General features: G+C 63.3%; 21 protein-coding genes and 1 tRNA gene. 15 read left to right on the forward strand and 7 right to left on the reverse strand.

Annotated features, from left to right (window positions below):
* Positions 1-175: 175 nt before the first annotated feature.
* Entirely contained in the window at positions 176-841 is a 666-nt protein-coding gene (locus tag QBJ92_RS00095; protein ID WP_277967647.1) for a nitroreductase, read from the reverse strand.
* 101 nt (positions 842-942) lie between these two features.
* Between QBJ92_RS00095 and QBJ92_RS00100 the strand changes: the two genes are divergently transcribed.
* The 6 genes from QBJ92_RS00100 (at position 943) to QBJ92_RS00125 (ending at position 7,132) form a co-directional block, all read left to right on the forward strand.
* Positions 943-2,115 carry an acetyl-CoA C-acetyltransferase gene (locus tag QBJ92_RS00100; RefSeq protein ID WP_277967648.1) on the forward strand — a complete coding sequence of 391 codons (1,173 nt, stop codon included), beginning with the start codon at positions 943-945 and terminating at the stop codon, positions 2,113-2,115.
* Between the two features lie 376 nt (positions 2,116-2,491).
* A complete protein-coding gene (locus QBJ92_RS00105; protein WP_277967649.1) occupies positions 2,492-3,274 on the forward strand; it encodes an SDR family NAD(P)-dependent oxidoreductase in 783 nt (260 codons plus the stop codon).
* Positions 3,275-3,700, forward strand: coding sequence for an acyl-CoA thioesterase (locus QBJ92_RS00110; RefSeq protein WP_277967650.1), 426 nt, complete (start codon positions 3,275-3,277; stop codon positions 3,698-3,700).
* Between the two features lie 428 nt (positions 3,701-4,128).
* Positions 4,129-5,571, forward strand: coding sequence for a DEAD/DEAH box helicase (locus QBJ92_RS00115; RefSeq protein WP_277967651.1), 1,443 nt, complete (start codon positions 4,129-4,131; stop codon positions 5,569-5,571).
* A 158-nt stretch (positions 5,572-5,729) separates the two neighbouring features.
* Positions 5,730-6,176, forward strand: a complete 447-nt coding sequence (locus tag QBJ92_RS00120; protein WP_277967652.1) for a TM2 domain-containing protein — start codon at positions 5,730-5,732, stop codon at positions 6,174-6,176.
* 20 nt (positions 6,177-6,196) lie between these two features.
* Positions 6,197-7,132, forward strand: a complete 936-nt coding sequence (locus tag QBJ92_RS00125; RefSeq protein WP_277967653.1) for a D-2-hydroxyacid dehydrogenase — start codon at positions 6,197-6,199, stop codon at positions 7,130-7,132.
* A 269-nt stretch (positions 7,133-7,401) separates the two neighbouring features.
* On the opposite strand, the gene QBJ92_RS00130 is transcribed toward QBJ92_RS00125, so the two are convergent.
* From QBJ92_RS00130 to QBJ92_RS00145, 4 genes are all read right to left on the reverse strand, one after another.
* Positions 7,402-7,860, reverse strand: a complete 459-nt coding sequence (locus tag QBJ92_RS00130; RefSeq protein ID WP_277967654.1) for a response regulator — start codon at positions 7,858-7,860, stop codon at positions 7,402-7,404.
* 153 nt (positions 7,861-8,013) lie between these two features.
* On the reverse strand, positions 8,014-8,256 hold the full coding sequence (locus QBJ92_RS00135) for a hypothetical protein (RefSeq protein ID WP_277967655.1): 243 nt from the start codon (positions 8,254-8,256) through the stop codon (positions 8,014-8,016).
* Positions 8,257-8,586: 330 nt separating this feature from the next.
* A complete protein-coding gene (locus QBJ92_RS00140) occupies positions 8,587-9,393 on the reverse strand; it encodes a hypothetical protein (RefSeq protein ID WP_277967656.1) in 807 nt (268 codons plus the stop codon).
* A gap of 150 nt (positions 9,394-9,543) precedes the next feature.
* Positions 9,544-9,915 (reverse strand): nuclear transport factor 2 family protein, encoded by a 372-nt coding sequence (locus tag QBJ92_RS00145; RefSeq protein WP_277967657.1) that lies wholly within the window; start codon positions 9,913-9,915, stop codon positions 9,544-9,546.
* Positions 9,916-10,326: 411 nt separating this feature from the next.
* Between QBJ92_RS00145 and QBJ92_RS00150 the strand changes: the two genes are divergently transcribed.
* Entirely contained in the window at positions 10,327-11,697 is a 1,371-nt protein-coding gene (locus QBJ92_RS00150) for a class II 3-deoxy-7-phosphoheptulonate synthase (RefSeq protein WP_277967942.1), read from the forward strand.
* A 24-nt stretch (positions 11,698-11,721) separates the two neighbouring features.
* Here QBJ92_RS00150 and QBJ92_RS00155 read toward each other — a convergent pair whose 3' ends face one another.
* Positions 11,722-11,868, reverse strand: a complete 147-nt coding sequence (locus tag QBJ92_RS00155) for a lmo0937 family membrane protein (protein WP_277967943.1) — start codon at positions 11,866-11,868, stop codon at positions 11,722-11,724.
* 162 nt (positions 11,869-12,030) lie between these two features.
* On the opposite strand from QBJ92_RS00155, the gene QBJ92_RS00160 reads away from it, so the two are divergent.
* Positions 12,031-12,105 (forward strand) — tRNA-Glu (locus tag QBJ92_RS00160).
* A 161-nt stretch (positions 12,106-12,266) separates the two neighbouring features.
* Here the strand turns inward: QBJ92_RS00160 and QBJ92_RS00165 are convergent.
* The gene (locus QBJ92_RS00165) at positions 12,267-14,222 is read right to left on the reverse strand and encodes a TonB-dependent receptor (RefSeq protein ID WP_277967658.1); all 1,956 of its coding nucleotides are present in this window, start codon (positions 14,220-14,222) and stop codon (positions 12,267-12,269) included.
* 278 nt (positions 14,223-14,500) lie between these two features.
* Between QBJ92_RS00165 and QBJ92_RS00170 the strand changes: the two genes are divergently transcribed.
* From QBJ92_RS00170 to QBJ92_RS00200, 7 genes are all read left to right on the forward strand, one after another.
* Positions 14,501-15,247 carry an ABC transporter ATP-binding protein gene (locus QBJ92_RS00170; RefSeq protein ID WP_277967659.1) on the forward strand — a complete coding sequence of 249 codons (747 nt, stop codon included), beginning with the start codon at positions 14,501-14,503 and terminating at the stop codon, positions 15,245-15,247.
* The gene (locus QBJ92_RS00175; RefSeq protein WP_277967660.1) at positions 15,244-16,662 is read left to right on the forward strand and encodes an ABC transporter permease; all 1,419 of its coding nucleotides are present in this window, start codon (positions 15,244-15,246) and stop codon (positions 16,660-16,662) included. The genes QBJ92_RS00170 and QBJ92_RS00175 overlap by 4 nt, the downstream gene beginning before the upstream one ends.
* Entirely contained in the window at positions 16,659-18,023 is a 1,365-nt protein-coding gene (locus QBJ92_RS00180) for an ABC transporter permease (RefSeq protein WP_277967661.1), read from the forward strand. Before QBJ92_RS00175 ends, QBJ92_RS00180 begins: the two co-directional genes overlap by 4 nt.
* A gap of 77 nt (positions 18,024-18,100) precedes the next feature.
* On the forward strand, positions 18,101-19,840 hold the full coding sequence (locus QBJ92_RS00185) for a M14 family metallopeptidase (RefSeq protein WP_277967944.1): 1,740 nt from the start codon (positions 18,101-18,103) through the stop codon (positions 19,838-19,840).
* A 228-nt stretch (positions 19,841-20,068) separates the two neighbouring features.
* Positions 20,069-21,286 (forward strand): GTP-binding protein, encoded by a 1,218-nt coding sequence (locus QBJ92_RS00190; RefSeq protein ID WP_277967662.1) that lies wholly within the window; start codon positions 20,069-20,071, stop codon positions 21,284-21,286.
* Complete coding sequence (locus QBJ92_RS00195) at positions 21,286-21,927, forward strand: DUF1826 domain-containing protein (protein ID WP_277967663.1); 642 nt, start codon at positions 21,286-21,288, stop codon at positions 21,925-21,927. Before QBJ92_RS00190 ends, QBJ92_RS00195 begins: the two co-directional genes overlap by 1 nt.
* 303 nt (positions 21,928-22,230) lie before the next feature.
* On the forward strand, positions 22,231-22,800 hold the full coding sequence (locus QBJ92_RS00200) for an acid phosphatase (protein ID WP_277967664.1): 570 nt from the start codon (positions 22,231-22,233) through the stop codon (positions 22,798-22,800).
* Positions 22,801-22,812: the final 12 nt, after the last annotated feature.

Below are 22,812 nucleotides of genomic sequence, written 5' to 3' on the forward strand. Positions count from 1 at the left end.
AGGAGCACCTTGCGCGAATGCCGGCGTTCCGAGAGAGGGGCCAAGAACGCCCCCTCCCCCACGTCCGTCATTTCCGAACGGCGGGCTTGGATCGGTACCGCCGTTTCATCACAGCGTCCGCCAGTGGCGAACCCCGCGGGCACGGGGGTGACGGATGTGGCGGTGAAAGCGCGCCTCAATCGTGCACGGTCAGCCATTCCATTGTGGGCGCCCGCGCCGCCCGCACCGCATTCGCCGGATCGGCGGTGTCCTCCAGCCCGATCGCCATGCCACAGAACAGCATGCGTTCCCCGGGCAAGCCGATCGCTGCGCCGACCGTCTCTGGATACATCGCCCAGCATTCCTGCGCACACGTCGCCAGCCCCACCTCGACCGCAAGCAGCATCACGGTCTGAAGATACATGCCGAGGTCCGCCCATTGCGGCGGCCCCATCCGCCGGTCGATGCTGCAGAACAGGGCGGCGGGGGCGCCGAAGAACTGGAAGTTGCGCGCGAACCACGAGCGCCGCGCCGCCTTGTCGGCGCGCGGGATGCCGAGTTCGGCGTACAGCGCCTCCCCGACCGCGAAACGCCGGTCGCGGTATGGCGCGACGAGGTCACGGGGATAGATGTCATAGGCCGGCTCCTCGGTCTCGCCGCGCAACAGCTTCGCGGCGATCGTCTGCTTGAGCGCGGCGAGCGGTGCACCGGTCATCAGGTCGACGTGCCACGGCTGCAGATTTCCGCCGGTCGCCGCCCGCGCAGCCTTTGTAACGATCGCGTGCAACAGTTCCGTATCGACCGGGTTCGGGAGGAACCCGCGGACCGATCGCCGCGCCGCAATCGCTTCGCTGACGATCATGGAATCTCCTTTCGAGCCTTGGGTATGCAAGCGCACTCTTGCCCGGGACCGGCATTCAGGGCAAGACAGTTGCAAAATACAACCCTTATGGAGAGTCGAGCATGGCCGAGGCCTATATCGTGGACGCAGTGCGCACCGCCGGCGGCAAGCGCGGCGGAAAGCTCGCCGGGTGGCATCCGGTCGATATGGCGGCAGCGGTGCTCGACGCGATCGTCGCGCGGACCGGGATCGACGGCGCGGCAGTCGACGACGTGATCATGGGCTGCGTCATGCAGGGCGGGCAACAGGCGGGGCAAGTCGGCCGCAACGCGGTGCTCGCGGCGAAGAACCTCCCCGACAGCGTCCCTGCCGTATCGATCGACCGGCAGTGCGGCTCGTCGCAACAGGCGATGCAATTCGCCGCGCAGGCGGTGATGTCGGGGACGCAGGACATCGTGATCGCAGCGGGGGTCGAGAGCATGACGCGCGTCCCGATGGGCACCACTGCGACGCTGTTCATGAAAGAGGGGCTGGGCAACTACAAGTCGCCGCTGCTCGAGGAGAAATACCCCGGCATCATGTTCAGCCAGTTCATGGGCGCGGAGATGATCGTCAAGAAGCATGGCTTCACCCGCGAGCAGCTCGACACGTTTGCGGTCGAAAGCCACCGCCGCGCCGCCGCCGCGACCGACCGGGGTGCGTTCGACAAAGAGATCCTGGCGCTCGACGTCGAGACGCCCGACGGCATCATCAGCCACCGCACCGACGAAGGCATCCGCGCGGACGCGACACTGGAGAGCATCGGTTCGGTCAAATTGCTGCAGGAAGGCGGCAGCATCACCGCCGCCAACGCCAGCCAGATCTGCGACGGCGCGTCGGCGGTGATGATCGTCAGCGAGCGCGCGCTCAAGGAACATGGGCTGACCCCGCTCGCGCGCATCGTCAACCTGACCGTCACCGGGGGCGACCCGGTGATCATGCTCGAGGAACCGCTGTTCGCGACCGATCGTGCGTTGCAGCGCTCGGGGATGAAGATCGCGGATATCGACCTGTATGAGGTCAACGAGGCGTTCGCGCCGGTGCCGCTCGCGTGGCTCAAGCATACCGGCGCGGATCACGCACGGCTGAACGTCAACGGCGGCGCGATTGCCTTGGGGCATCCGCTCGGCGCGTCTGGGACGAAGCTGATGGCGACCTTGGTCCATGCGCTGCATGCATCGGGCGGGCGCTACGGCTTGCAGACGATGTGCGAAGGCGGCGGCATCGCCAACGTCACGATCATCGAACGGCTTTGATCTACCTTAGCCCCTCCCCTTCAGGGGAGGGGTTGGGGTGGGGAAGTCCAGCAGAACAAACCTCTCTGCGAGGCACGCCCCACCCCCATCCCCTCCCCTGAAGGGGAGGGGCGTTCTTGCTCCAAGGGAGGGACCCCGACATGAACCTAGACTCCAGCAAATCCGCGATCGTCACCGACGGTGCATCCGCCCGCGCCGCCAAGCGCGTCAACGCCGCGATCATCGAACGACTCTGATCTCACTTAGCCCCTCCCCTTCAGGGGAGGGGTTGGGGTGGGGAAGTCCAGCAGAACAAACCTCTCTGCGAGGCACACCCCACCCCCATCCCCTCCCCTGAAGGGGAGGGGCATTCTCGTTCCAAAGAAGGTATCCCGACATGAACCTAGACTCCGCCACCGCAGCCGTCGTCACCGGCGGCGCCTCCGGCCTCGGCGCCGCGACCGCGCGCGCGCTTGCCGCCAAAGGCGTCAAGGTCGCGATCTTCGACATGCAGACCGAGAAGGGCGAAGCGATCGCCGCAGAGATCGGCGGCACCTTCTGCGAAGTGAACGTCACGTCCGAGGAATCGGTCGACGCCGGCTTCGCCAAGGCGCGCGCGGCGCACGGGCAGGAAGCGATCCTCATCTGCTGCGCGGGCACCGGCAATGCGATGAAGACCGCGAGCCGCTCCAAGGAAGACGGCAGCATCAAGCATTTCAGCCTCGCCGCGTTCGACTGGCTTATCCAGATCAACCTCGTCGGCACCTTCCGCTGCGTCGCCAAGTCGGCGGCGGGGATGCTGACGCTCTCGCCCGGTGAAGACGGCGAACGCGGCGCGATCGTGATGACAGCGAGTGTCGCCGCCGAGGACGGGCAGATGGGCCAGGCGGCCTATTCCGCGTCCAAGGGCGGGGTCGTCGGCATGACGCTGCCGATCGCGCGCGACCTGATGGGGGAAGGCATTCGCGTCAACACGATCCTCCCCGGCATCTTCGAGACGCCTTTGATGCAAGGCGCGCCACAGCAGGTGAAGGACAATCTCGCCGCCTCGGTCCCCTTCCCCAAACGTCTGGGAAAGCCCGAGGAATATGCCAAGCTCGCGCTCTCGATGGTCGAGAACAGCTACTTCAACGGCGAAGACGTGCGGCTCGACGGCGCGATCCGGATGGCACCGCGCTGAATGGGACGGCATGATCCGGCGCGACAGGACCGCGCGCATTACCCGCACACCACGACGATCCAGACACGGTTCCAGGATCTCGACGTGCTCGGCCATATCAACAACGTCGCGATGGCAGCGCTGTTCGAGAGCGCGCGGGTGCGGTTCAACCGGTCGCTCGACCTGGCAGGCTGGTCGGGGCATCGCTGGCTCGTCGCGCGTGTGGAAATTAACTATCTCGCCGAGGCCTATTTCCCCGATGACGTCGAGGTCGCGACCGGGATCGGCGAGATTGGCAATCGCAGCTGGCAGATCCTGTCGGCGGCGTTTCAGCGCGGCGCTTGCGTCGCAACGTGCGACGTCGTCCTCGTCATGAGCGCAAGCGGCGGGCTGACCACATTACCCGACGATTTCCGCGCGGGGTTGGAGGAGAACCGGGTCGGCTGATCGATAAGGCCGTCACCCCGGCAAAGGCGAGACTTCTGCGGCGGGAGTTCGGTAAAACCGCCCGTCATCCTGAACTTGTTTCAGGATCCAGCCCTCCACGAGTCCGGACCATGCCGGCTGCACGGTGGATGCTGAAACAAGTTCAGCATGACGCCAGCTTTGGGGCGAGGGGTACTCGAACATAGCGGCCCCGGCCTTCGCCGAGGTGACGGCCGTAGCCACACGCCACCCCAACCTTGACTTCCGCCGCCGCCTCGGCCATATGGCGCTCATCGAAGCGTCATGCAGCGTGATCGGACCTTATCGTCCCAGCTCCGCCTCGGTCGTTACCAAACGGACTTCCCTTTTCACGCGGGGTGTCAAATCTCCCCCCGCCATCCGCGCGTCGAGAACGTGCGTCCATGGCATATGCAATGGAATACACTTTCATGTCTTTCGCACATCTCGGCCTTGCCGAGCCGCTCGTCCGCGCGCTCGAAGCAAAGGGCTATACCTCCCCCACCCCGATCCAGGCGCAGTCGATCCCGATGCTGCTCGAAGGCCGCGATCTGCTCGGCATCGCGCAGACCGGCACCGGCAAGACCGCCGCGTTCGTGCTGCCGTCGATCCAGCGCCTCGTCGCCGCCGACAAGCGCGTCCTGCCGACGCATTGCCGCATGCTGGTGCTCGCACCGACGCGCGAACTCGCCAGCCAGATCGCCGATAGCGCGCGCGATTATGCGAAGTTCTCCAAGATGACCGTCGCGACGGTGTTCGGCGGGACCAGCATCAACAAGAACCGCCAGGACATGAGCCGCGGCGTCGACATCCTCGTTGCCACGCCGGGCCGTCTGCTCGACCTGATCGAGCAGCGGATGGTCAGCCTCGCGATGCTCGAGATCCTCGTGCTCGACGAAGCCGATCAGATGCTCGACCTCGGCTTCATTCACGCACTGCGCAAGATCGTGAAGATGCTGCCGCGCGTGCGCCAGACGCTGTTCTTCTCGGCAACGATGCCGAACGCGATCCGCGAGCTCGCCGACCAGTTCCTCAACGATCCCGCAACCGTCAAGGTCGCGCCGGTGTCGAGCACGGCCGAGCGCGTCGAGCAGTATGTCTATTTCGTCAACCAGGGCGAGAAGCAGGCGCTGCTGACGATGCTGCTGGCGGACGGCGCGATAGAGCGTTGCCTAGTCTTCACGCGGACCAAGCATGGCGCAGACCGCGTCGTGAAGCTGCTCGGCGCAAACGGCATTCCGGCCAACGCGATCCACGGCAACAAGAGCCAGCCGCAGCGCGAACGCGCGCTCGGCGAGTTCAAGACCGGCAAGGTCAAGGTGCTGGTCGCGACCGACATCGCGGCGCGCGGGATCGACGTTTCGGGCGTCAGCCATGTGTTCAACTTCGAGCTGCCCAACGTGGCAGAGCAGTACGTCCACCGCATCGGCCGCACCGCGCGCGCCGGCGCATCGGGCATTGCGATCAGCTTCTGCGCGGATGACGAGCGGAGCTACCTGCGCGACATCGAGAAGCTGACGCGCGTCAAGCCCGACATGGTCAAGCTGCCCGAGGGCTTCATGGCCGAAGCCGCCCGCATCAAGGCGGCACGCCCGGCGGGTTCCGACGTCAGCGATCGTCCGCGCGACGAGAGCGGTCGTCACCGTGCGCCGCCGCGCGCAACGCATGCCGCCCGCCCGACCGGCGAGCGTCCTGCCGGTGGTAGCCGTCCGTATAACGCTGGCGGCGCGGGCCGTCCGGCGGGTGGCGCAGGCCGTCCGGCAGGCGCTGGTCGTCCGGCCGGTAGTGGTCGTCCCGGTGGCAGCGGCCGTCCGGCGGGTGGTGGTCGCCCAGCTGGCGGCGGCGGCGGTCGGCGGTCGCCTGCTGCTGGCTGAGGCTTTGCAGCCTTGAGCGGTTAAGGAACGGTCGGTCCCACGGGACCGGCCGTTTTTTTGTAAGTGCCACCGACCCTACGCCGTCATCCCTGCCGCCCCTTCCCTTCGCGCTCGCCCGCGCTAAGCTGCCCCCCGGACACAACCGGGGGGACGTGACGATGCAGGGCAGGATCTTGGGATACGACACCGACAGCGCCGAGGGGATGATCAGCGCTGAGGACGGATGCCGCTACGCCTTCACCCCCACCGATTGGCGCCACCGCACCGCGCCGCAAACCGGGCAGCGCGTCGATTTCGAGGCACGCGACGGCCGCGCCACCGGCATCTATGTCACCGGTGGCACCGCGATGACCGCCGACAAGAACCGCTTCGTCGCTGCGCTGCTGGCGCTTTTCCTGGGAACGCTCGGGCTCCACAAATTCTACCTCGGCAAGATCAAGGCCGGGATCATCATGCTGTGCGTCGCGGTGTTTGGGTCGATCCTGTTCGGCGTGCCGACCGCGATCATCGCGCTGATCGCGCTGATCGAATGCATCATCTATCTTGCCACGCCCGACGACGCGTTCGAGCGGAAATACGTCGAAGGCGACACCGCCTGGTTCTGACCATCGCCGAAAGATTGCCGATGAAAATCGTCCTGCCCGCGCTTGCCCGTTCGTTGCTCGAAGCGCGGCTTCCCGCCGGCCTCGACATCACCTGGGTCACGACGCGGGCGGAAGCAACCGAAGCAATGGCCGATGCCGAGATCGGCTGGGTCGATCTGTACCCGCACGGACTGACCTCGGAAGCGGTCGCCGCCGGCAAACGGTTGCGCTGGCTGTTCACCGCAGTCGCCGGAATCGAGTCGCTCGATCTGCCGGCGCTGCGCGATGCGGGGACGATCGTCACCAACGGCGCCGGCATCAATGCGATCGCGGTCGCCGAATATGCGGTGATGGGCGTGCTGGTCGCAGCCAAGCGCTATGACGAGGTGGTCCGCATCGCCGACCGCCACGTCTGGCCCGACACCGCGCCCGGACGGCAGGAACTGTTCGAAACGCGCGCGCTGGTCGTCGGGTATGGCGCGATCGGGCGGCTGATCGGGGAACGGCTGGCGGCGTTCGGAGTCGCGGTGACCGGCGTCACGCGCTCGGGCCGCGATGGGACGCTGCCACCGGATGCATGGAAAGCGCGGCTCGCCGAGTTCGACTGGGTCATCCTCGCCGCACCGTCGACCGACGGCACCAAGGCGACAATCGGCGCGCCGGAGCTCGCAGCGATGAAATCGAGCGCGTGGCTCATCAACATCGCGCGCGGCGACATGGTCGATCAGGATGCGCTGCTCGCGGCCCTTCGCGAAAGGACGATCGCAGGCGCGTTCCTCGACACGGTCGACCCCGAGCCGCTTCCGCCGGAGCATCCGCTCTGGACTGCCCCCAACGTGATCCATTCGATGCATCTCGCCGGACGCAGCCAGACCAAGATGTTCGTCCGCGCTGCCGACCTGTTCCTCCGCAACCTTGCGAAGTTCCAGGCAGGAAAGCCGATGGAGAATGTCGTCGATCTCGACGCGGGATATTGAAGCACGGACCGCGAACAGGGGCGCGCAGCGCGTCCCGCCACCCGTGGCAGTGTGTTCACTGCGGGCGCTACACATCTTTGACGCCGTAATGGGCATAAGGGCGACGGGTCGCGTCCGACGACCGGTGGCGGAGCCCAGCAATGCGTCGTCGGGGAATATCTCTCGACGGGCGAAACGCCCCTCGCCGCTACTGCGAGGTAAGCTCCAAGATCGCGAACGACTAAGGTTGATGGAAACCGGTCGCTCAACGCAGAACGGCTAACAACACTTCAGGCGGCAGGTATGGCGTCGAAGATGGCTCCGTCAAATACCTCCAACTGAGCTGGTTTTCGGAGTAACCCTTTGCCGCTCAGGCGAGCGAGAAGGTGCGCCACTGCAACTACCATCTCAGATGGGCGATAGGGTTTGGGCATCGAGCCTATTGCCACAGTCTCGGCAGAACAGGCTCGGCTGACTTGCCCGCTAATCAGAAGCACCGGTATCCCCATCGCCTTCAGATGCCTCGCAAGCTCGATGCCGTCGTCACCGCCCGCAAGCGAAATGTTGACCAACGCGATAAGGGGCTTTTCGGCCGTGGCGGCTTGGAGCGCCTCGTCCTGACGATCCGTTAGATCGAGCACTTTATATCCCGCCAGTTCGAATTCGTCGCGAAGGTCGATCGCGATCAACGCCTCGTCTTCGACGATCATCAGGGTTTCAGGCTTTTGGCTGACGAGTGATCCAGCCATAATCCACCTTACAGTTCGCGAGGTGCCACTAATGTATGCGTGCGAAGCTAAATAGCTGAATTCTAACGCATTCGAGACCCGCAAAGTTGCTGCCGTAAACCGACGACTTCATGCGGGAGCCATCCGGCGGGATTAGCTGCGTTTGGCGACGGCTCAAAAGGTCAGATAAGGCTCCAGCCCAAGGCTCAAAAATATGGCGGTGCTAGCCACCCGGTAAACGGGGCTGCTCCTTGCAATTTTCGCGACCAGTCGCCCCAAGTCCCAAATCTCGCAGTCGCTGTTAAAATGATGCTGCCGCACATGCGTGATGGCGGCCTCGTCGCTATCACCAACAAATTCGATCCGGCTGGTAATGCGCCCCTGATCATCTAAACAATATAGTTTGTACGCAGCCATAATGGGTACCGTACATATTCTAGATACCGTTCCCTAGCTTTTATAACAGATTGCAGTCTTTTTCTATGCGATCGCGAACAAGGTCGATCCTTGGACGCCTTGTTGACCGCGCTGGAACGCTACTGGGGTGGGGACGGAGGGTAGACAAAGGAGAAACTCGTGGGACGCCGACTTAACGATCGGCATGGCACGCTCTGCCATGGCTAACATCCGTTAGCGTTTCGCCGTCGAGGTCCGCAACTGAGCGTAAGCGGACATTCTACGTTTCCTTCACTTCGCCGATTACACGCAAAGTGAGTCAATCGGGACTATCTCAAGCGCCAACTGGTTTTAGGGCTTTTTGGAAAGGGGGACTGGTTCACCAATCAATGCACCTTGTATCGGCCAAATCGTGTTCGTTGATGGGATGCCCACCAACACCCGCTTGCCAAGTACCAGCGAATTGAAGACGTGGATTTCGGTCGGCACCGGATCGAGAGAGTGCGTGATAAACATGACCTCCGGTTTGGCCCCCGACGGCAGTTGCGGTTGAGTCGGCATGTCGAGGCAGGAGTTGGTGAAATGCCGGATGCTGCCGGCCTTGCCCGAGGCGTCGACATCGACCTCATAATGCCCTCCGAAAGGGATGGCCTTACCGCTTGTTTGTGGTGTGAGGAAGTAGACGGAGATCGCACCATCTACACTGTCGGGAGGCAGCACGACTGTATTGAAAGGTTTCGAAGAACAAGCTCTTACGCTGCTATCAGTCAGGATAGCTGCGCGCGCAGACGCAAGAGCGAGTAGCATGCGCCTATCCAGCTCGGAAAGCGCTACATTTTCAGCGGCGCCGAGAACGCGCCCTTCAACGAGACGGTTGGCTCTAAACGCTGCGACGTACACGGCCTTTCGCCCCGCCTTGTCGAAGAAGATGAGCCGGGGGTTCGTTGCCGGGCCATCGACGATGTACCCCCCGATTGTGTTCGACGGGTCGGTAAGCTTGGCAAGCATGTCGTCAGTTCCGTGCCATGCGGCCTGATCATAGGCGTAGAGGAGCGCACCTCGCTGACTTGCTCGTTCGAGCGCCTTTTCTTGCCCGGAGTTTTTCGCCGACGCGCCTTCGGCGAGCATAGTTGCAAATGCCCAGAGAAGCATAGCCATGTATCGAGTGCTTACTTTCATCTCGATAGATTATAAGATCTTGGTAGCCCGTCAACGACGCAATTGAGCGTCGATATTCTTTGTCAGCCAGATCCTGCGAACTTCTGCCTATGGGGAGAAAACAGTCATCACTATCCCGGCTTAAGAAACCTACTCCTCCCTGGCCGGATCGAAAAAGAACCAGTGTTCGTGAATCTTCCCGTCCACGATCCGCACAGCATCCGCACCGCTCACGATCACCTGGCCCGGCGGCCCGCCTTGCCAGCGTGTTACCGCAACACCGTGATGGCCGAGCGTCGGCCCGGTCACCTCGAACCGGAACCCCGGCGGCATGTCGGCGAGGACCGCGGCGACGGTATCGGAAATCGCCCCATGCCCCGTAATCGACCGCTCGGGTTCGTGGATGCGCGCCTCGGGATGATAGATCTCGGCGATGGCAGCCAGCCGCTTGTCGCCGTCACGCTCGTTCCAGACCCGTTCGATGCTGGCTTCCAGCAGCCCCGTCGCGATCACGTCGTTCATGTCGGGTTCCCATATCTGTAAGGCAACAACGCCTGCAGCATGCCACCGAACGCCTGGCCGAACCCTCGTATCAGATGCGCTTCAGCAACGGCAAATCCCGCACGAAGGCCACACCGTCCGCCAAACGCTCCCCAATTACCCAACAAGGGAAATTCTGGGTTGCACCTCTTACCCAGTCTGGGTAATAGCATCCGCATGACGACAATGGCCGGCCTCAAGATCAAACGCTTCCGCGAAGAACGGGGTCTCACCCGGGCTGCGTTCGGGGCGTGGTATGGCGCGCCCGGCTCGACCGTTCAGGGCTGGGAAGAGGATGGCAAGCGCGCCAGCGGCCCGGTGGTCAACCAGATCGCCGCCAACGCCATCGCGGCCCACGCCGACTGGTATGTACAGATTCGTATGGAGAATGACATGAGCAGCTGGGCCCCCGATAGCTGGACCCGCGCCGACGCGCGCCAGATGCCACACTATGAGGATTCCGCAGCGCTCGACGCCGCGACGACGCAGCTCAGCAGCTTCCCGCCGCTCGTCTTCGCGGGCGAAGCGCGCAACCTGACCGCGGATCTCGCGCGCGTCGCCGAGGGCAAGGCGTTCCTTCTGCAAGGCGGCGACTGCGCCGAGAGCTTCGCCGAGCATAGCGCGAACAACATCCGCGATACGTTCCGCGTGATCCTGCAGATGGCGGTCGTGCTGACCTTCGCGTCCAAGCTGCCGACGGTGAAGCTCGGCCGGATGGCGGGGCAGTTCGCCAAGCCACGCTCGGCCGACACCGAGACGATCGGCGACGTCACCCTGCCCGCCTATCGCGGCGACATCGTCAACGACATTGCCTTCACGCCTGAGGGCCGCGCAAACGATCCGCAGCGGATGATCCGCGCGTACAGCCAGTCGGCGGCGACGCTCAACCTGCTCCGCGCGTTCGCGGGCGGTGGCTATGCGAACCTCCATCAGGTCCATCGCTGGACGCACGATTACATGGGCCGCAGCCCGTGGGCGAAGAAGTTCGCCGACGTCGCGGACCGGATCGGTGAGTCGCTCGATTTCATGGAAGCGTGCGGGATCAGCCCCGAGACGGTGCCGCAGCTCGCGCAGACGAGCTTCTACACCAGCCACGAGGCGCTGCTGCTCCGCTACGAACAGGCGCTCACGCGGCAGGATTCGCTGACCGGCGACTGGTATGACACCAGCGCGCATTTCCTGTGGATCGGCGACCGCACCCGCTTCGAAGGCAGCGCGCATGTCGAATATCTGCGCGGGATCGGCAATCCAATCGGGATGAAGTGCGGCCCGAGCCTCGAGCCGGATGCGCTGTTGCGGCTGCTCGATACGCTCAACCCGTCGCGGATCCCGGGGCGGATGACGCTGATCACCCGCTATGGCCACGACAAGATCGAGGCGGGGCTCCCGAAGCTGGTCCGCGCTGTCCTACGCGAAGGGCATCCGGTAGTATGGAGCTGCGATCCGATGCACGGCAACGTCATTAAGGCGGCAAACGGCTACAAAACGCGACCATTCGATCGCATTCTGGCGGAGGTTCGCGGCTTTTTCGCGGTACATCGCGCGGAAGGGTCGATCGCTGGCGGCATTCACGCCGAGATGACCGGGCAGAATGTCACCGAATGCACCGGCGGCGCGGTCGATGTGACCGAACAATCGCTGGCGGATCGGTACCATACGCATTGCGATCCCCGTCTGAATGCCGGGCAGAGTTTGGAACTCGCATTCCTGCTGGCGGAGATGCTCAACGTCGAAATGGCAGAAAGGCGGCGCGCGGCGGCCTGAGCCACCGCGCGCTAAGCTATTGGACTATATCGCGGAACGACCCTGCAACAGGCGGACCACGACGACCACCGCGGCAATCACGAGCAGAAGGTGAATCAACCCGCCACCGATATGAACAGCAAGGCCGAGTGCCCAAAGCACGAGTAGAATGACGACGATCGTCCAAAGCATGTGAAATCCCTTTTCCAATACCGGCCCCTCGCCGGAACGGGTGACGCGGTCACCCATCGATAAGCAAACGTAACGATGCCGCGCAGGTTCCACGGGATCGTGCGCGGCAAAACGTGCCTTGACGCTGATCACCACCGTGCGTATGGACGCACCTCCCGCGACGGCCCCTTCGTCTAGCGGTTAGGACGACGCCCTCTCACGGCGTAAGCACGAGTTCGATTCTCGTAGGGGTCACCATCTCGCCATCCCAAGGCATTTGAAATGTGCCGGAAACAGCAGTTTCCAGCGGGTTCATTCGATTTGAGCATCGGAATCAGAGTGACGGGACGCTGCTACCCGTCACTCCACCGGATGAAGCTGATAGCTGTTCTTAGGTTGCTTGTGCCCCTCGCGACATCTCAAAGACGCGCTGCCAACGAGAACAGAACAGAGCGGGGAGCACCGGGGTAAATCCACAAGGCGCTGTAGCTGCTCTGGGCGTAGGTCTGGTCAAGGATGTTATCGACCTCGACCCGTGCCGTCAGCCCTTCTGTGACGGGATACGCGATGCTGGCCTTGGCTTTGACATAGCTGGCCAGCCGCAGGTTGCCGCCGTCGAGCGCCGCAGCCCGCGAACCGACATAGGTCGCGCCTGCACTCATAGCGAGATCGCGTCCTGACAGTGGTACGGTGGCAAAGAGTTGTAAGGTGCCAGCGTGGCGTGGAACATTGAGAACGTCGGCGCTGGGAAAAGCCGGATCTTGAGCGGATGCGTCTGTAAAGGCATAATTGCCGATCACCCGCACACGGGAGGTCAGATCGAGTTCCCCATCGAGTTCGACGCCGCGCGACCTGATCCTACCGACCGTGGCAAGGAAGTTCACGTCGATCGGATCGGCCGCGAGGATGTTGCGCTTGGAAACACTGAACCAGCTGGCGGCGGCGCGGACCGAAGGCAGGACCAGCTTGCCACCGACTTCATAGCCACGCCCCGTTTCCGGCGCGAACGCCTCTCCCAGCCGTCCGACGCTCGAATTGGCGCGCGAGCCTTCCCCCCAATTGGCATGGAAAGCGAAGCGCGGGTCGGGCCGATATCGAAGCCCGGCACGGAATTCGATCGGGTCACGCTTCAGGCGGCTGAGTTGCCCCGAACGCAGGTTGTCAATGCGCTGATCAAGATGCTCATAACGCAGCCCACCTACTGCACTGAGCGAGTCGGTCAGCTCCCACATGTCCTGACCATAGACGGCAACGGCTTTCCGCCGCTCGTTGGTGATCGTGAACGGTGTCAGGGGGCCGGCGGTGCCACCATAGATTGGGTTGAAGACGTTGATCGGATAGGGTTCTGTAGCGCTGGGCCGAAACCGTACCTGATAGGTATCGAAGTCGAGGTCGTAGAGCGTCACGCCAAAGCTCGGTCGGTGAAGCCCCAAGGCAGTCACCGTGCCGCGCACTTCGACGCGTCCCGACCAATCGGTCAAGCTCCAGTCGCGAAGGCGGCGTTGGCGGCGAACGATACCGTTTACTGGCGAGGTCGAGGTTTCGCTGGAGAAGCCGCGGATGCGCGCGTTACGATAGGCGGTACCGCCAACCAGGGTCCAGCTGCCCCCCAGATTCTGCTCTAGCGTCAGCTCGTGGCGCCAGTTGCTGGACGAAACGCGACCGTCACCCGGCTCCCCCAAGAAGCGATCGCGAGATACCGCTTCGGTATCACCGTTGATCGCCGGAATGCCACGGTCAAACGGAGAGCTGAACTGGACATATTCCCCTTGATAGGTGAGCGTTGTGCCGTTCATCGGGCGCCAGCTGATCGACGGTGCGAACAAGCGGCGCCTGAGATCGACGAACTCGCGAAAGCCGTCGCTATTCTCCATTGCGCCGACCAACCGGATCGAGAACGATGGCGACAGTCTGGATTCGACGTCGCCTTCCAGGCGGTAAGTCCCGAATGAACCACCACTCGCCGTCAGATTTCCACCAGTCCGGAAGCGCGGCTTCTTGGTGACGACGTTGATGACACCAGCCGGATCGACGGAGCCGAACACGACGCCGACCGGGCCTTTGAGGACCTCGATCCGTTCGACATTGGCGGGGTCCCGCGGCGGTCCGAAACCGCGGTTGGCGAGAAAGCCGTCGATGAAGTACTCGGCACCCGTATCAGGCGTCCCAAGGAAGCCGCGGATTGCATAATTGTCGCGCAGGCCACCAAGATTGTTCTGCTGTGATATGCCGCTGACCAACTCCAAGGCATCGGCCAGGCGGCGCACGCCATAATCATCGAGGATGCTGCGATCCAGCGCGATGCTGGCCTGCGACATCCGCTCGGTTACGATGTCCGATCCGTTGGTCCGATCGAGGCGCCGCTTGCCGAGCACGACGATGTCGTCGACCGTTGGTTTCTGCGCTTGCGTTGCTTCTTGAGCGAAAGCGGGCGTGATCGAACAAGTCGTCGCGGCAATCGCGGCGAGCGACGCGCATTCGCAAAGTGACCAGCGCTTCCGCCCCAAATTTTGCACGACCTTAGACACAGCTCTGATCACGGATGCCCCCGAATTTCATGTGAAAGCGCAGGGCATCTATGCCTTGCGTAACGATACATCGTCTCATAGACGTCGCTAATTCCGGCGCAAGATGAAAAAATGGTGACACGATGATGACGAATGACGCAGGCACTCCCCTGCCGATCGACGTGCGCGAGGTGCGACACAGCTACGGCGAGCGCGAAGTGTTGTGCGGGCTCGATCTCTCGGTGGCACCAGGCGAAATTTATGCGCTCCTGGGTGGCAATGGCGCCGGCAAATCGACCACGCTGTCCGCGTTGCTCGGCTTCATCGTGCCATCCTCGGGAAGCGTGCGTGTCGGTGGCATCGATCCTGCTGCCGATCCGGCCAAGGCACGCGCACAGCTCGCGTACGTGCCTGAGAGTGTTGCGCTGTATGATCAGCTGAGTGCACGCGAGAACCTCGACTATTTCCTTGCGCTTGCCCGCGCCCACAGGTCGCCGGATACCATCATCGCGCCTGCGCTCGAAGCCGTCGGGCTACCGCAACACGCCTGGAACCAACGCGTTGGTGGTTTCTCCAAGGGCATGCGGCAGAAAGTGGCGATCGCGCTCGCGCTGGCGCGTCATGTGCCGGTGCTTTTGCTCGACGAGCCGACGTCGGGGCTCGATCCCCGTGCCACCTTGGAGTTCAACCGCCTGATCGAGACGGCGCGTGACCGTCAGGTCGCCATCCTCATGGTGACGCACGATCTCCTGAGCGCTGTCGACGTTGCGGATCGCATCGGCTTCCTCGCCGACGGACGGATCGAAGAAGAGCTTGCTGCCGGAACCGGATCTGTCCGGTTCGATCTCAACGCGCTCCACGCCCGCTATACCGGAACGAGGGTGGCGGCATGAACGTGCGCGTGATCCGCATTGGGCTCGAGGAATGGCGCAGCCTGGCCAGGAACCGCGCTGGTCTTGTGGCAACTCTGCTGCTCGTTGCGCTCGTCCTCGTATCTGCGCTGGTCAGCTTCGAGCGCCGCGCCGGGATCGAGGCGGAACGGGCGCACTATCAGACCCTGGTGGACACAGACTTCGACAACCAGCCCGCCCGCCATCCCCACCGGATGGTGCATTATGGGCAATTCGTGTTCCGGCCGCTCAGTCCCCTCGCCTTCGTCGATTTCGGCGTCGACAGCTTTACCGGCAACACCATTTTTCTCGAAGGGCATCGGCAGAATAGTGCGAACTTCTCTGAAGCACGCCAATCGTCGCTGCTTTTGCGCTTCGGTCAACTGACCCCGGCGTTCGTCCTGCAGACATTGGCACCGCTGCTGCTCATCTTCCTGGCGTTCACCAGCGTGGCGAGGGAACGCGAACGGGGCACCCTGCGGCTTCTGCTGGCGCAGGGTGTCAGCGGCCCGCAACTGCTTATCGGCAAATTGCTGGGCCACGGCGGTATTGCGCTTGCGATCGGCACGCCGGCGTTTCTGCTCCTCGGCTGGCTGGCGGCAAGCGCGGCTGCACCCGCAAGGATCGTTGTCTTGCTTGTCATCGGGTATGCCGCGTGGCTGCTGCTCTGGGCTGCGCTCGCCGTGCTCGTTTCTGCGCTGGTCACTCGCTCGCGCGATGCTCTGGTGGCGCTCGTCGGTATCTGGATGGTCGTCGTCGTTCTGCTGCCCCGCGCCTTGCCCGAGGTAGCGGCGACCCGCACCGTGCTGCCGAGCAAAATCGAGACCGAGATCACGCTGCACCGTGCGCTCAAGCAGATCGGTGACGCGCATAATCCCGACGATCCGTATTTCGCCGCCTTCAAGGCGCGCGCACTTGCCCGGTACGGAGTGTCGCGTGTCGAAGACATGCCGGTACAATATGCGGGTCTTGTCGGCATGGAAGGCGAACGGTTGACGACCGGCCTCTACGCCAAGTCGGCGAGGGCAATCGAGGCGCGCGAGGGGGAGCAGAACGACTTCGTTCGCGCCTTCGGGACGATCAGCCCGCTCATCGCAGTTCGGCAGTTGTCGATGGCACTCACCGGCACTGGCCTTGCCGCTCATCAGGACTTTCTCAACCAGGCGGAGGCGTTCCGCTACCGGTTCGTGCAGGCGCTCAACTGGATGCAGGCGGAGAAGATCCCGGTCGTAAACGCCGGCGAGGATCCGCGCGTCTCCGCCGACAACTGGAAGACCATCCCCCGCTTCCAGTATCGCCCGTTCGTGCCAACTTCCGCGATGATCTGGCCGAACCTGCTGGTGCTCGGCGGCTGGCTGGCGGGCCTTGGGCTGCTTTCAGTGCCAATTGCCCGCCGTCTGGGAAAGGCGACACGATGAGCTTGGCCCGAGTAGAGCTGCGTCTTATCCTGCGCTCCCGTCTCGCCGCGGCAGCGCTTGCGTTGTTGTTCTTGCTATCAGCGCTTTCGATCTGGTCCGGCCTATCGGCGGTCGACCGGCAAGACGCCACGATCGCGCGTGTCACCGCCGAACAGGCACGCGATCTTGCGGCGGTGGCCAAGGAATATGGCAAGCCGGACGGTGAGGCAGGCTATGCCGCATATTACTCGTTTCTGCTGACCCACGACCGGCCTTCGGCCCTTGCCTTTCTCGCGCTGGGGCAGCGTGACGTCCAACCGGCAGTCCTTCGGGTTCGAGCCTTGAGCTTGCAGCAGCAACTCTACGAATCTGAAACGCTGAATGCCGAACAGGCACTGCCGGGCGTGTTCGACTTCGCCTTCGTCGCGATCTATCTCGCGCCCCTGGTAGTAATCGCGCTGACTCACGATCTGGTCACCGGCGAACGGGAAGGCGGACGGCTTCGCCTGCTGCTGTCGATGCCGGGCACCGGTTTGTGGCGGCGGCGGATTGGTCTTCGCTACCTGCTTGTCGCGCTGTCCCTGCTGACACCGGCCGCTGTTGCCCTTGTTGCTACGGGCGCCCCTGCCATGCTCGGACTTGGAATCGTGGTCGTGATTTCGGTGTACCTTGCCTTCTGGTTCGGACTCAGTGTGCTCATCGCCAGCCGGGTGCGTGCATCGGCAACGGCGGCAGCAGGCTCCGTCGGATGCTGGATTGTGCTGACCCTGCTGCTCCCCACCCTCGCCAATGCCGCGATCGCGCGCGCTGTGCCAGTCAGCAAGGGCATCGACTTGACCTTGGCGCAGCGTGAGATCGTTCATCACGGCTGGGACATCCCCAAGCCTGCAACGTTCGATCGTTTTCTGGCGACCCATCCCGAGTGGCGTGGTCACGAGAGCTTCAAGGGTCGGTTCCATTGGAAATGGCTGTTCGCCATGCATCAGGTCGGCGACGAAGCCGTGGCGGCGCAGGTTGCTGCCTATCGTGCCAGCCTGCTCGACCGCGAAAGCTGGACAGTCCGGCTTGGCTGGCTCCTGCCAAATGTCGCGGCGCAGGGAGTCCTGCATCGGCTCGCCGACACCGATCTTGTCGCGCAGCTCGATTATCAGGACAGCATCGGTGCGTTCCACAAGGAGCTGCGCTCGTTCTTCTACCCCTATCTCTTCCTCGATCGGCCCTTCACGCGTGCCGACTTCGGTTTGCTGCCAAGCTACCACGCCCGTAGCGGCACGGCTTCCTGGCCAGCCATCCCGATGCTGCTGTTGCTGATCGTGACGGGCCTTATCCTCGCAGCGAGCGCAGTTCAGATACGCGGGATCAGCCGCGACGATTCCCGTTGAACCAAATCCCTACCATCGTTCCCGAAAGTCGATCCGTGTCCCCTCGTAAACCTTCCAACTTGGCGTTTCTTCTCCTCATGGTCGCAGCACCGCTCGCGGCGCAGGGCCCCGCTCCCCTGCCGCCTACTCTGCCGTGGTCTGGCAGGAGCGAAGCGTTGATCGTTGAAGGCGACGATCCGTGGATTACCCCGGCGGAAGCGTCTGGGTTCAAGACAACGCCGCCTTATGCCGACGTGAAAGCGTGGCTTGCGCGGCTGGATGCGGCCTCGCCGCTGATCACCGTGCACAGCTTTGGTCGTACGGGCGAGGGGCGTGATCTGCTGTACGTGCGCGCGAGCAAGGGCGGCGCGAACAAGCCAGTGGTGCTGGTGCAGGCGGGGATCCACTCGGGCGAGATCGACGGGAAGGATGCAGGGCTGATGCTGCTGCGCGACATCGCGTTGCGCGGAAAGGAGGATCTGCTCGACAAGGTCGATCTGGTGTTCGTGCCGATCTACAACATCGACGGTCACGAACAGATAAGCGCGTATAATTTCGTCCATATCCGTGGCCCCTCCCAGAAGGGGCGCGAGGCAAATGCCCGCAATATCGATCTCAATCGCGATTACGCAAAGGCGGACGCGCCCGAGACTCGCGCCATGATCGGACTGTTACGGGCGCTCGACCCGATCCTCTACGTCGACTGCCACGTCAGCGAAGGCTTCGACATGCAGTATGACGTAACCTTCACCTATGCGGGCTGGGGCAAATACGCCCGGCACCGAGCGACCGCAGACTGGTTGGAAGGTCGCTTCGGGCAGGCTGTCACCTCCGCTCTGACGATGGCCGGGCATACGCCGAGCATCTATCCAAGCCCGATCGACACGCGCGCGCCCACCAAGGGCATCCGTTTCAGTCCAGAGGGGCCACGCTACTCGACGGGTTACGGCGACTTCATCAGCGTGCCGACGGTGCTGGTCGAAAACCACATGCTCAAACCCTATCGTCAACGTGTGCTGGGCACCTATGTCCTGCTCGAAGCCGCCTTGAAGATTGCAGCGCAGGATGCACAACGCATCGCTACAGCGAAGCGGAACGACCGCGCCTCCCGTCCCACCGAGCTTCTGACCCGCTGGTCTCCCGCAGAACAGCCGATCGGCTGGATCGAACGCTTCAATGGGGTGGCGTTCGACACCTACCTGTCTCCAGCATCCGGGCGCATGGAGCAGCGGTGGCTTGGAAAACCCCTTACGTTCCGCATGCCGATCATTGGCCAGCGCGCTACGCAAACGGTGCAACTCCCCAAGGCGTGGTGGGTCCCGGCTGCGCAGACTGAAGTGATCGAACGGCTGCGTCTTCACGGCATCGCTTTGGAAACAAGTACCGTCTCGCGGACGCTGAACGTCGATCAGGTCAGGTTGATCGATGCGAAGCTGTCCCAGCCAAGCGAAGGACGCGTGCCGATCACCGCTACTTTCTCGCATGAACGGCGCGAGCAGGTAATGCCCGTCGGCAGCGTCCGCGTACCCGCGGATCAGGAATTGGGACTATTAGCCGCGGCGCTGCTGGAACCGGAAAGTCAGGACTCGTTTCTTGCGTGGGGCTTCTTCCCCGAGATGATGGCGCCAGCGCCGAGCACGGATGCGTTCGTTCTCGCCGCCTTGGGCGATCGCATGCTCGCGACCGATCCCGCGATCAAAAGCGCGTTCGAGGCAAAATTGGTCGCCGAGCCTGGCTTTGCGACTGATCCTGAGGCGCGACTTGCCTGGTTCTACGAACGCGCCGGCCCCGGACATCCGTACCCTCTCCGCTATCCCATCGCCCGCGAGGTCGATTGAGCGCTGAAAGGGGACGAGAGTCCGCCTCGGATAGAGCGATGGCTGCGAAAACCGCTGGCACTACCTCCACGGGGGGTTGCGGCGCGTAGCAACGGACCACGCACGCCGCCCATCCGGCAGGCAGCAGATCGCACTGACTGGTATCGTGAGTCCGTGTGGTTCTCGTCTTGCCAAAACCAACCCTCATGTCGTAATGATACAACATATCATGACGTAGGGTGCAGTTCGATGGTTCAAGATGTAAAGGCTCTCTTGCCGGTGACGGTCCTGTCCGGATTCCTGGGCGCTGGAAAGACGACGCTGCTCAATCACATCCTCGCCAACCGAGAGGGCCGGCGGGTGGCCGTGATCGTCAACGACATGTCCGAGGTGAACATCGATGCGGATTTGGTCCGCAGTGGGGATACCGCCCTCTCACGCGGCGAGGACACGCTCATCGAAATGACCAATGGCTGCATCTGCTGCACACTGCGCGAGGATCTTCTCGTCGAGGTTCGCGCGCTGGCAGACGCCGGGCGGTTCGACTGCCTCGTGATCGAAAGCACGGGTATCTCCGAGCCGTTACCGGTCGCTGCCACCTTCTCGTTCGAGGACGAACAGGGCGAAAGCCTGTCGGATGTCGCGCGTCTGGATACGATGGTGACGGTGGTCGATGCCGCAAACCTGTTGCGTGACTATGCAAGCACCGACTTTCTCGCCGATCGCGGCGAAGCGCTCGGCGATGATGATCGGCGCAGTCTCGTGGGGTTGCTGGTCGAGCAGATCGAGTTCGCAGACGTGATCGTCATTACCAAGGCCGATCTCGTCGATGCCGCACAACTGGCGACCGTGCGCAAGCTGGTGGCCTCGCTCAACGCCGACGCCCGCATCGTCGAGGCACGACATGGAGCGGTGCCGCTCGACTCCGTGATCGAAACCGGATTGTTCGACGATGAAAAGGCGGAATTGCATCCGCTGTGGGCGAAGGAACTTTACGGCCACGCCGATCACCGTCCCGAAAGCGAGGAATACGGTGTCGAAAGCTTCGTCTACCGGGCTCGCGCACCTTTCGACCCGGCTAAGTTCCACGATTTCTCGCGGGGCGGGTGGCCGGGTGTGGTGCGGGCGAAGGGCCATTTCTGGCTTGCGACGCGTCCCGATTGGTGCGGAGAGCTCGCTCAAGCCGGAGCCCAATCGGTGACGGAAGCGCTCGGCCGCTGGTGGGCCTGCATCCCCGCGTCGGAGCGTCCGAGCGGCGAAGCATGGGACCGGATGGTGGCTGCCAGATGGTCGCCGATCTGGGGCGACCGACGGCAAGAACTTGTCTTCATCGGCATCGACATGGACGAGGCCGAGATCAGACGCCGCCTCGATGCGTGTCTTATACCCGCCGCCGCCTTCACGCCCCGGCTATGGGAGGGAATGCCCGATCCGTTCCCCGCCTGGGGTGTGCGAGAGGTGTCCTGATGAACGGCGCGTCGATACTTGCCTCTTCCCGCTCGCACGTTCGTCGAGCGCCCACCATCGATGCGTTTACAGCGATCCTCGATCCCAGAGTGAATCTCGCGATCTGGGAGAGGCCTTCGATGGTGCCGGTCGGGCCTCTGGACGGTTTTGGTACCATCCAGATGACGACCGCGATCGATCATGCGCACGCAGCGCTGACGGAGGCGTTCGCACGGCAGCCACCCGCCGCTTGGCATTCGGATATCGCTACCGATATCGCTTCACTCAGCGCAGCCTTTGCAGTGATCATGGCGTTGTCGCATGTCGCAATCCGCCTGGAGCGGGCGGTCGGCGACGCGTGCAAGCGCTGGCACGCGGATTACGTGTCCGTCCGGCTGATCTGCACCTATCGCGGGTCGGGAACACAGTGGATCGAACGGTCCGTCGACAGCACCGATGCATTGGTGGGCGAGACGCCCCGATCGCTTTCTCCAGGCGCGGTCGGCCTCTTCAAAGGCCGGAACCTCGCCGGTGAACAGGCCATCGTCCATCGCTCCCCGCCGATCGCGGGCACGGGCGAAGAGCGGTTGCTGCTGGTGATTGACGGTCCACCACCAGCGGACACCGCCGCGCTCTGGAACCGAGCGATGCAAAGTGGCTGACATATTCGCAGGCCATCATCGGTATGCGATCGGCAAGAGTATCCTTACCCTTTCGATGACCCAAGCCTTGAGGATCGACACTCCGTGACTCGTTTGCCGCTACTCATCGCCGCCACCCTCACAAGCGCTGGCGCCATTGCCGGCGCACAACAGTCGCTTGGGCCAGGGGGCTATTTGAGGCCGGGCGCGTTCGACGTGCTGGTTGTCCTACCACCTGCCCCGACGCCGGCCGATCCCCGGGGAATCGCCGACCGCGCGACCTTCAAAGCGACCCGCGCGCTTCAGGCCAGTCCTCGTTGGGAGATGGCGACCAACGACGTGAAGTCCGCCCCGTCTGACCTGTTCCATGACTTCAGTTGCGCACTTGGAATCACGCTAACACCCGAAAACGCCCCGCGAACCGCCGCGCTGCTTCGGCGCGCCATGTTCGATACGGGACGCCAGACAGGCACTGCAAAGACATATTACAAGCGGCAGCGCCCATTCCAGATCGACAGCGGGCCGATCTGCCAGCCCGCGGCGGAAGTGGCGGATAGTTATGATTATCCATCCGGCCATGCGACGGCGGGCTGGACCATGGCGACGTTGCTGGCGCAGGTCGCACCGGACCGCGCAACCGCGCTGCTAGCGCACGGCCGGGCTTACGGCGAAAGTCGGGTCGTGTGCGGTGTCCACAATGCCAGCGCGGTCGAAGCAGCGCGTCTTTCGGCCTCGTCGACATTGACGGCTATGCAGGGCGAGCCCGCCTTCGCCGCCGATCTCACAGCGTCCAAGCACGAGGTTGCAGCACTTCTGAAGGCCGCAGGCGCAGCAAAACACGACACTCCGGCTTGCACGCGTGAAGCGAAACTGGTTGCCCAGCGCCTCTACTGACGAGCTACTGAA

Source organism: Sphingomonas echinoides, from assembly GCF_029623395.1.
Classification (GTDB): domain Bacteria; phylum Pseudomonadota; class Alphaproteobacteria; order Sphingomonadales; family Sphingomonadaceae; genus Sphingomonas; species Sphingomonas echinoides_A.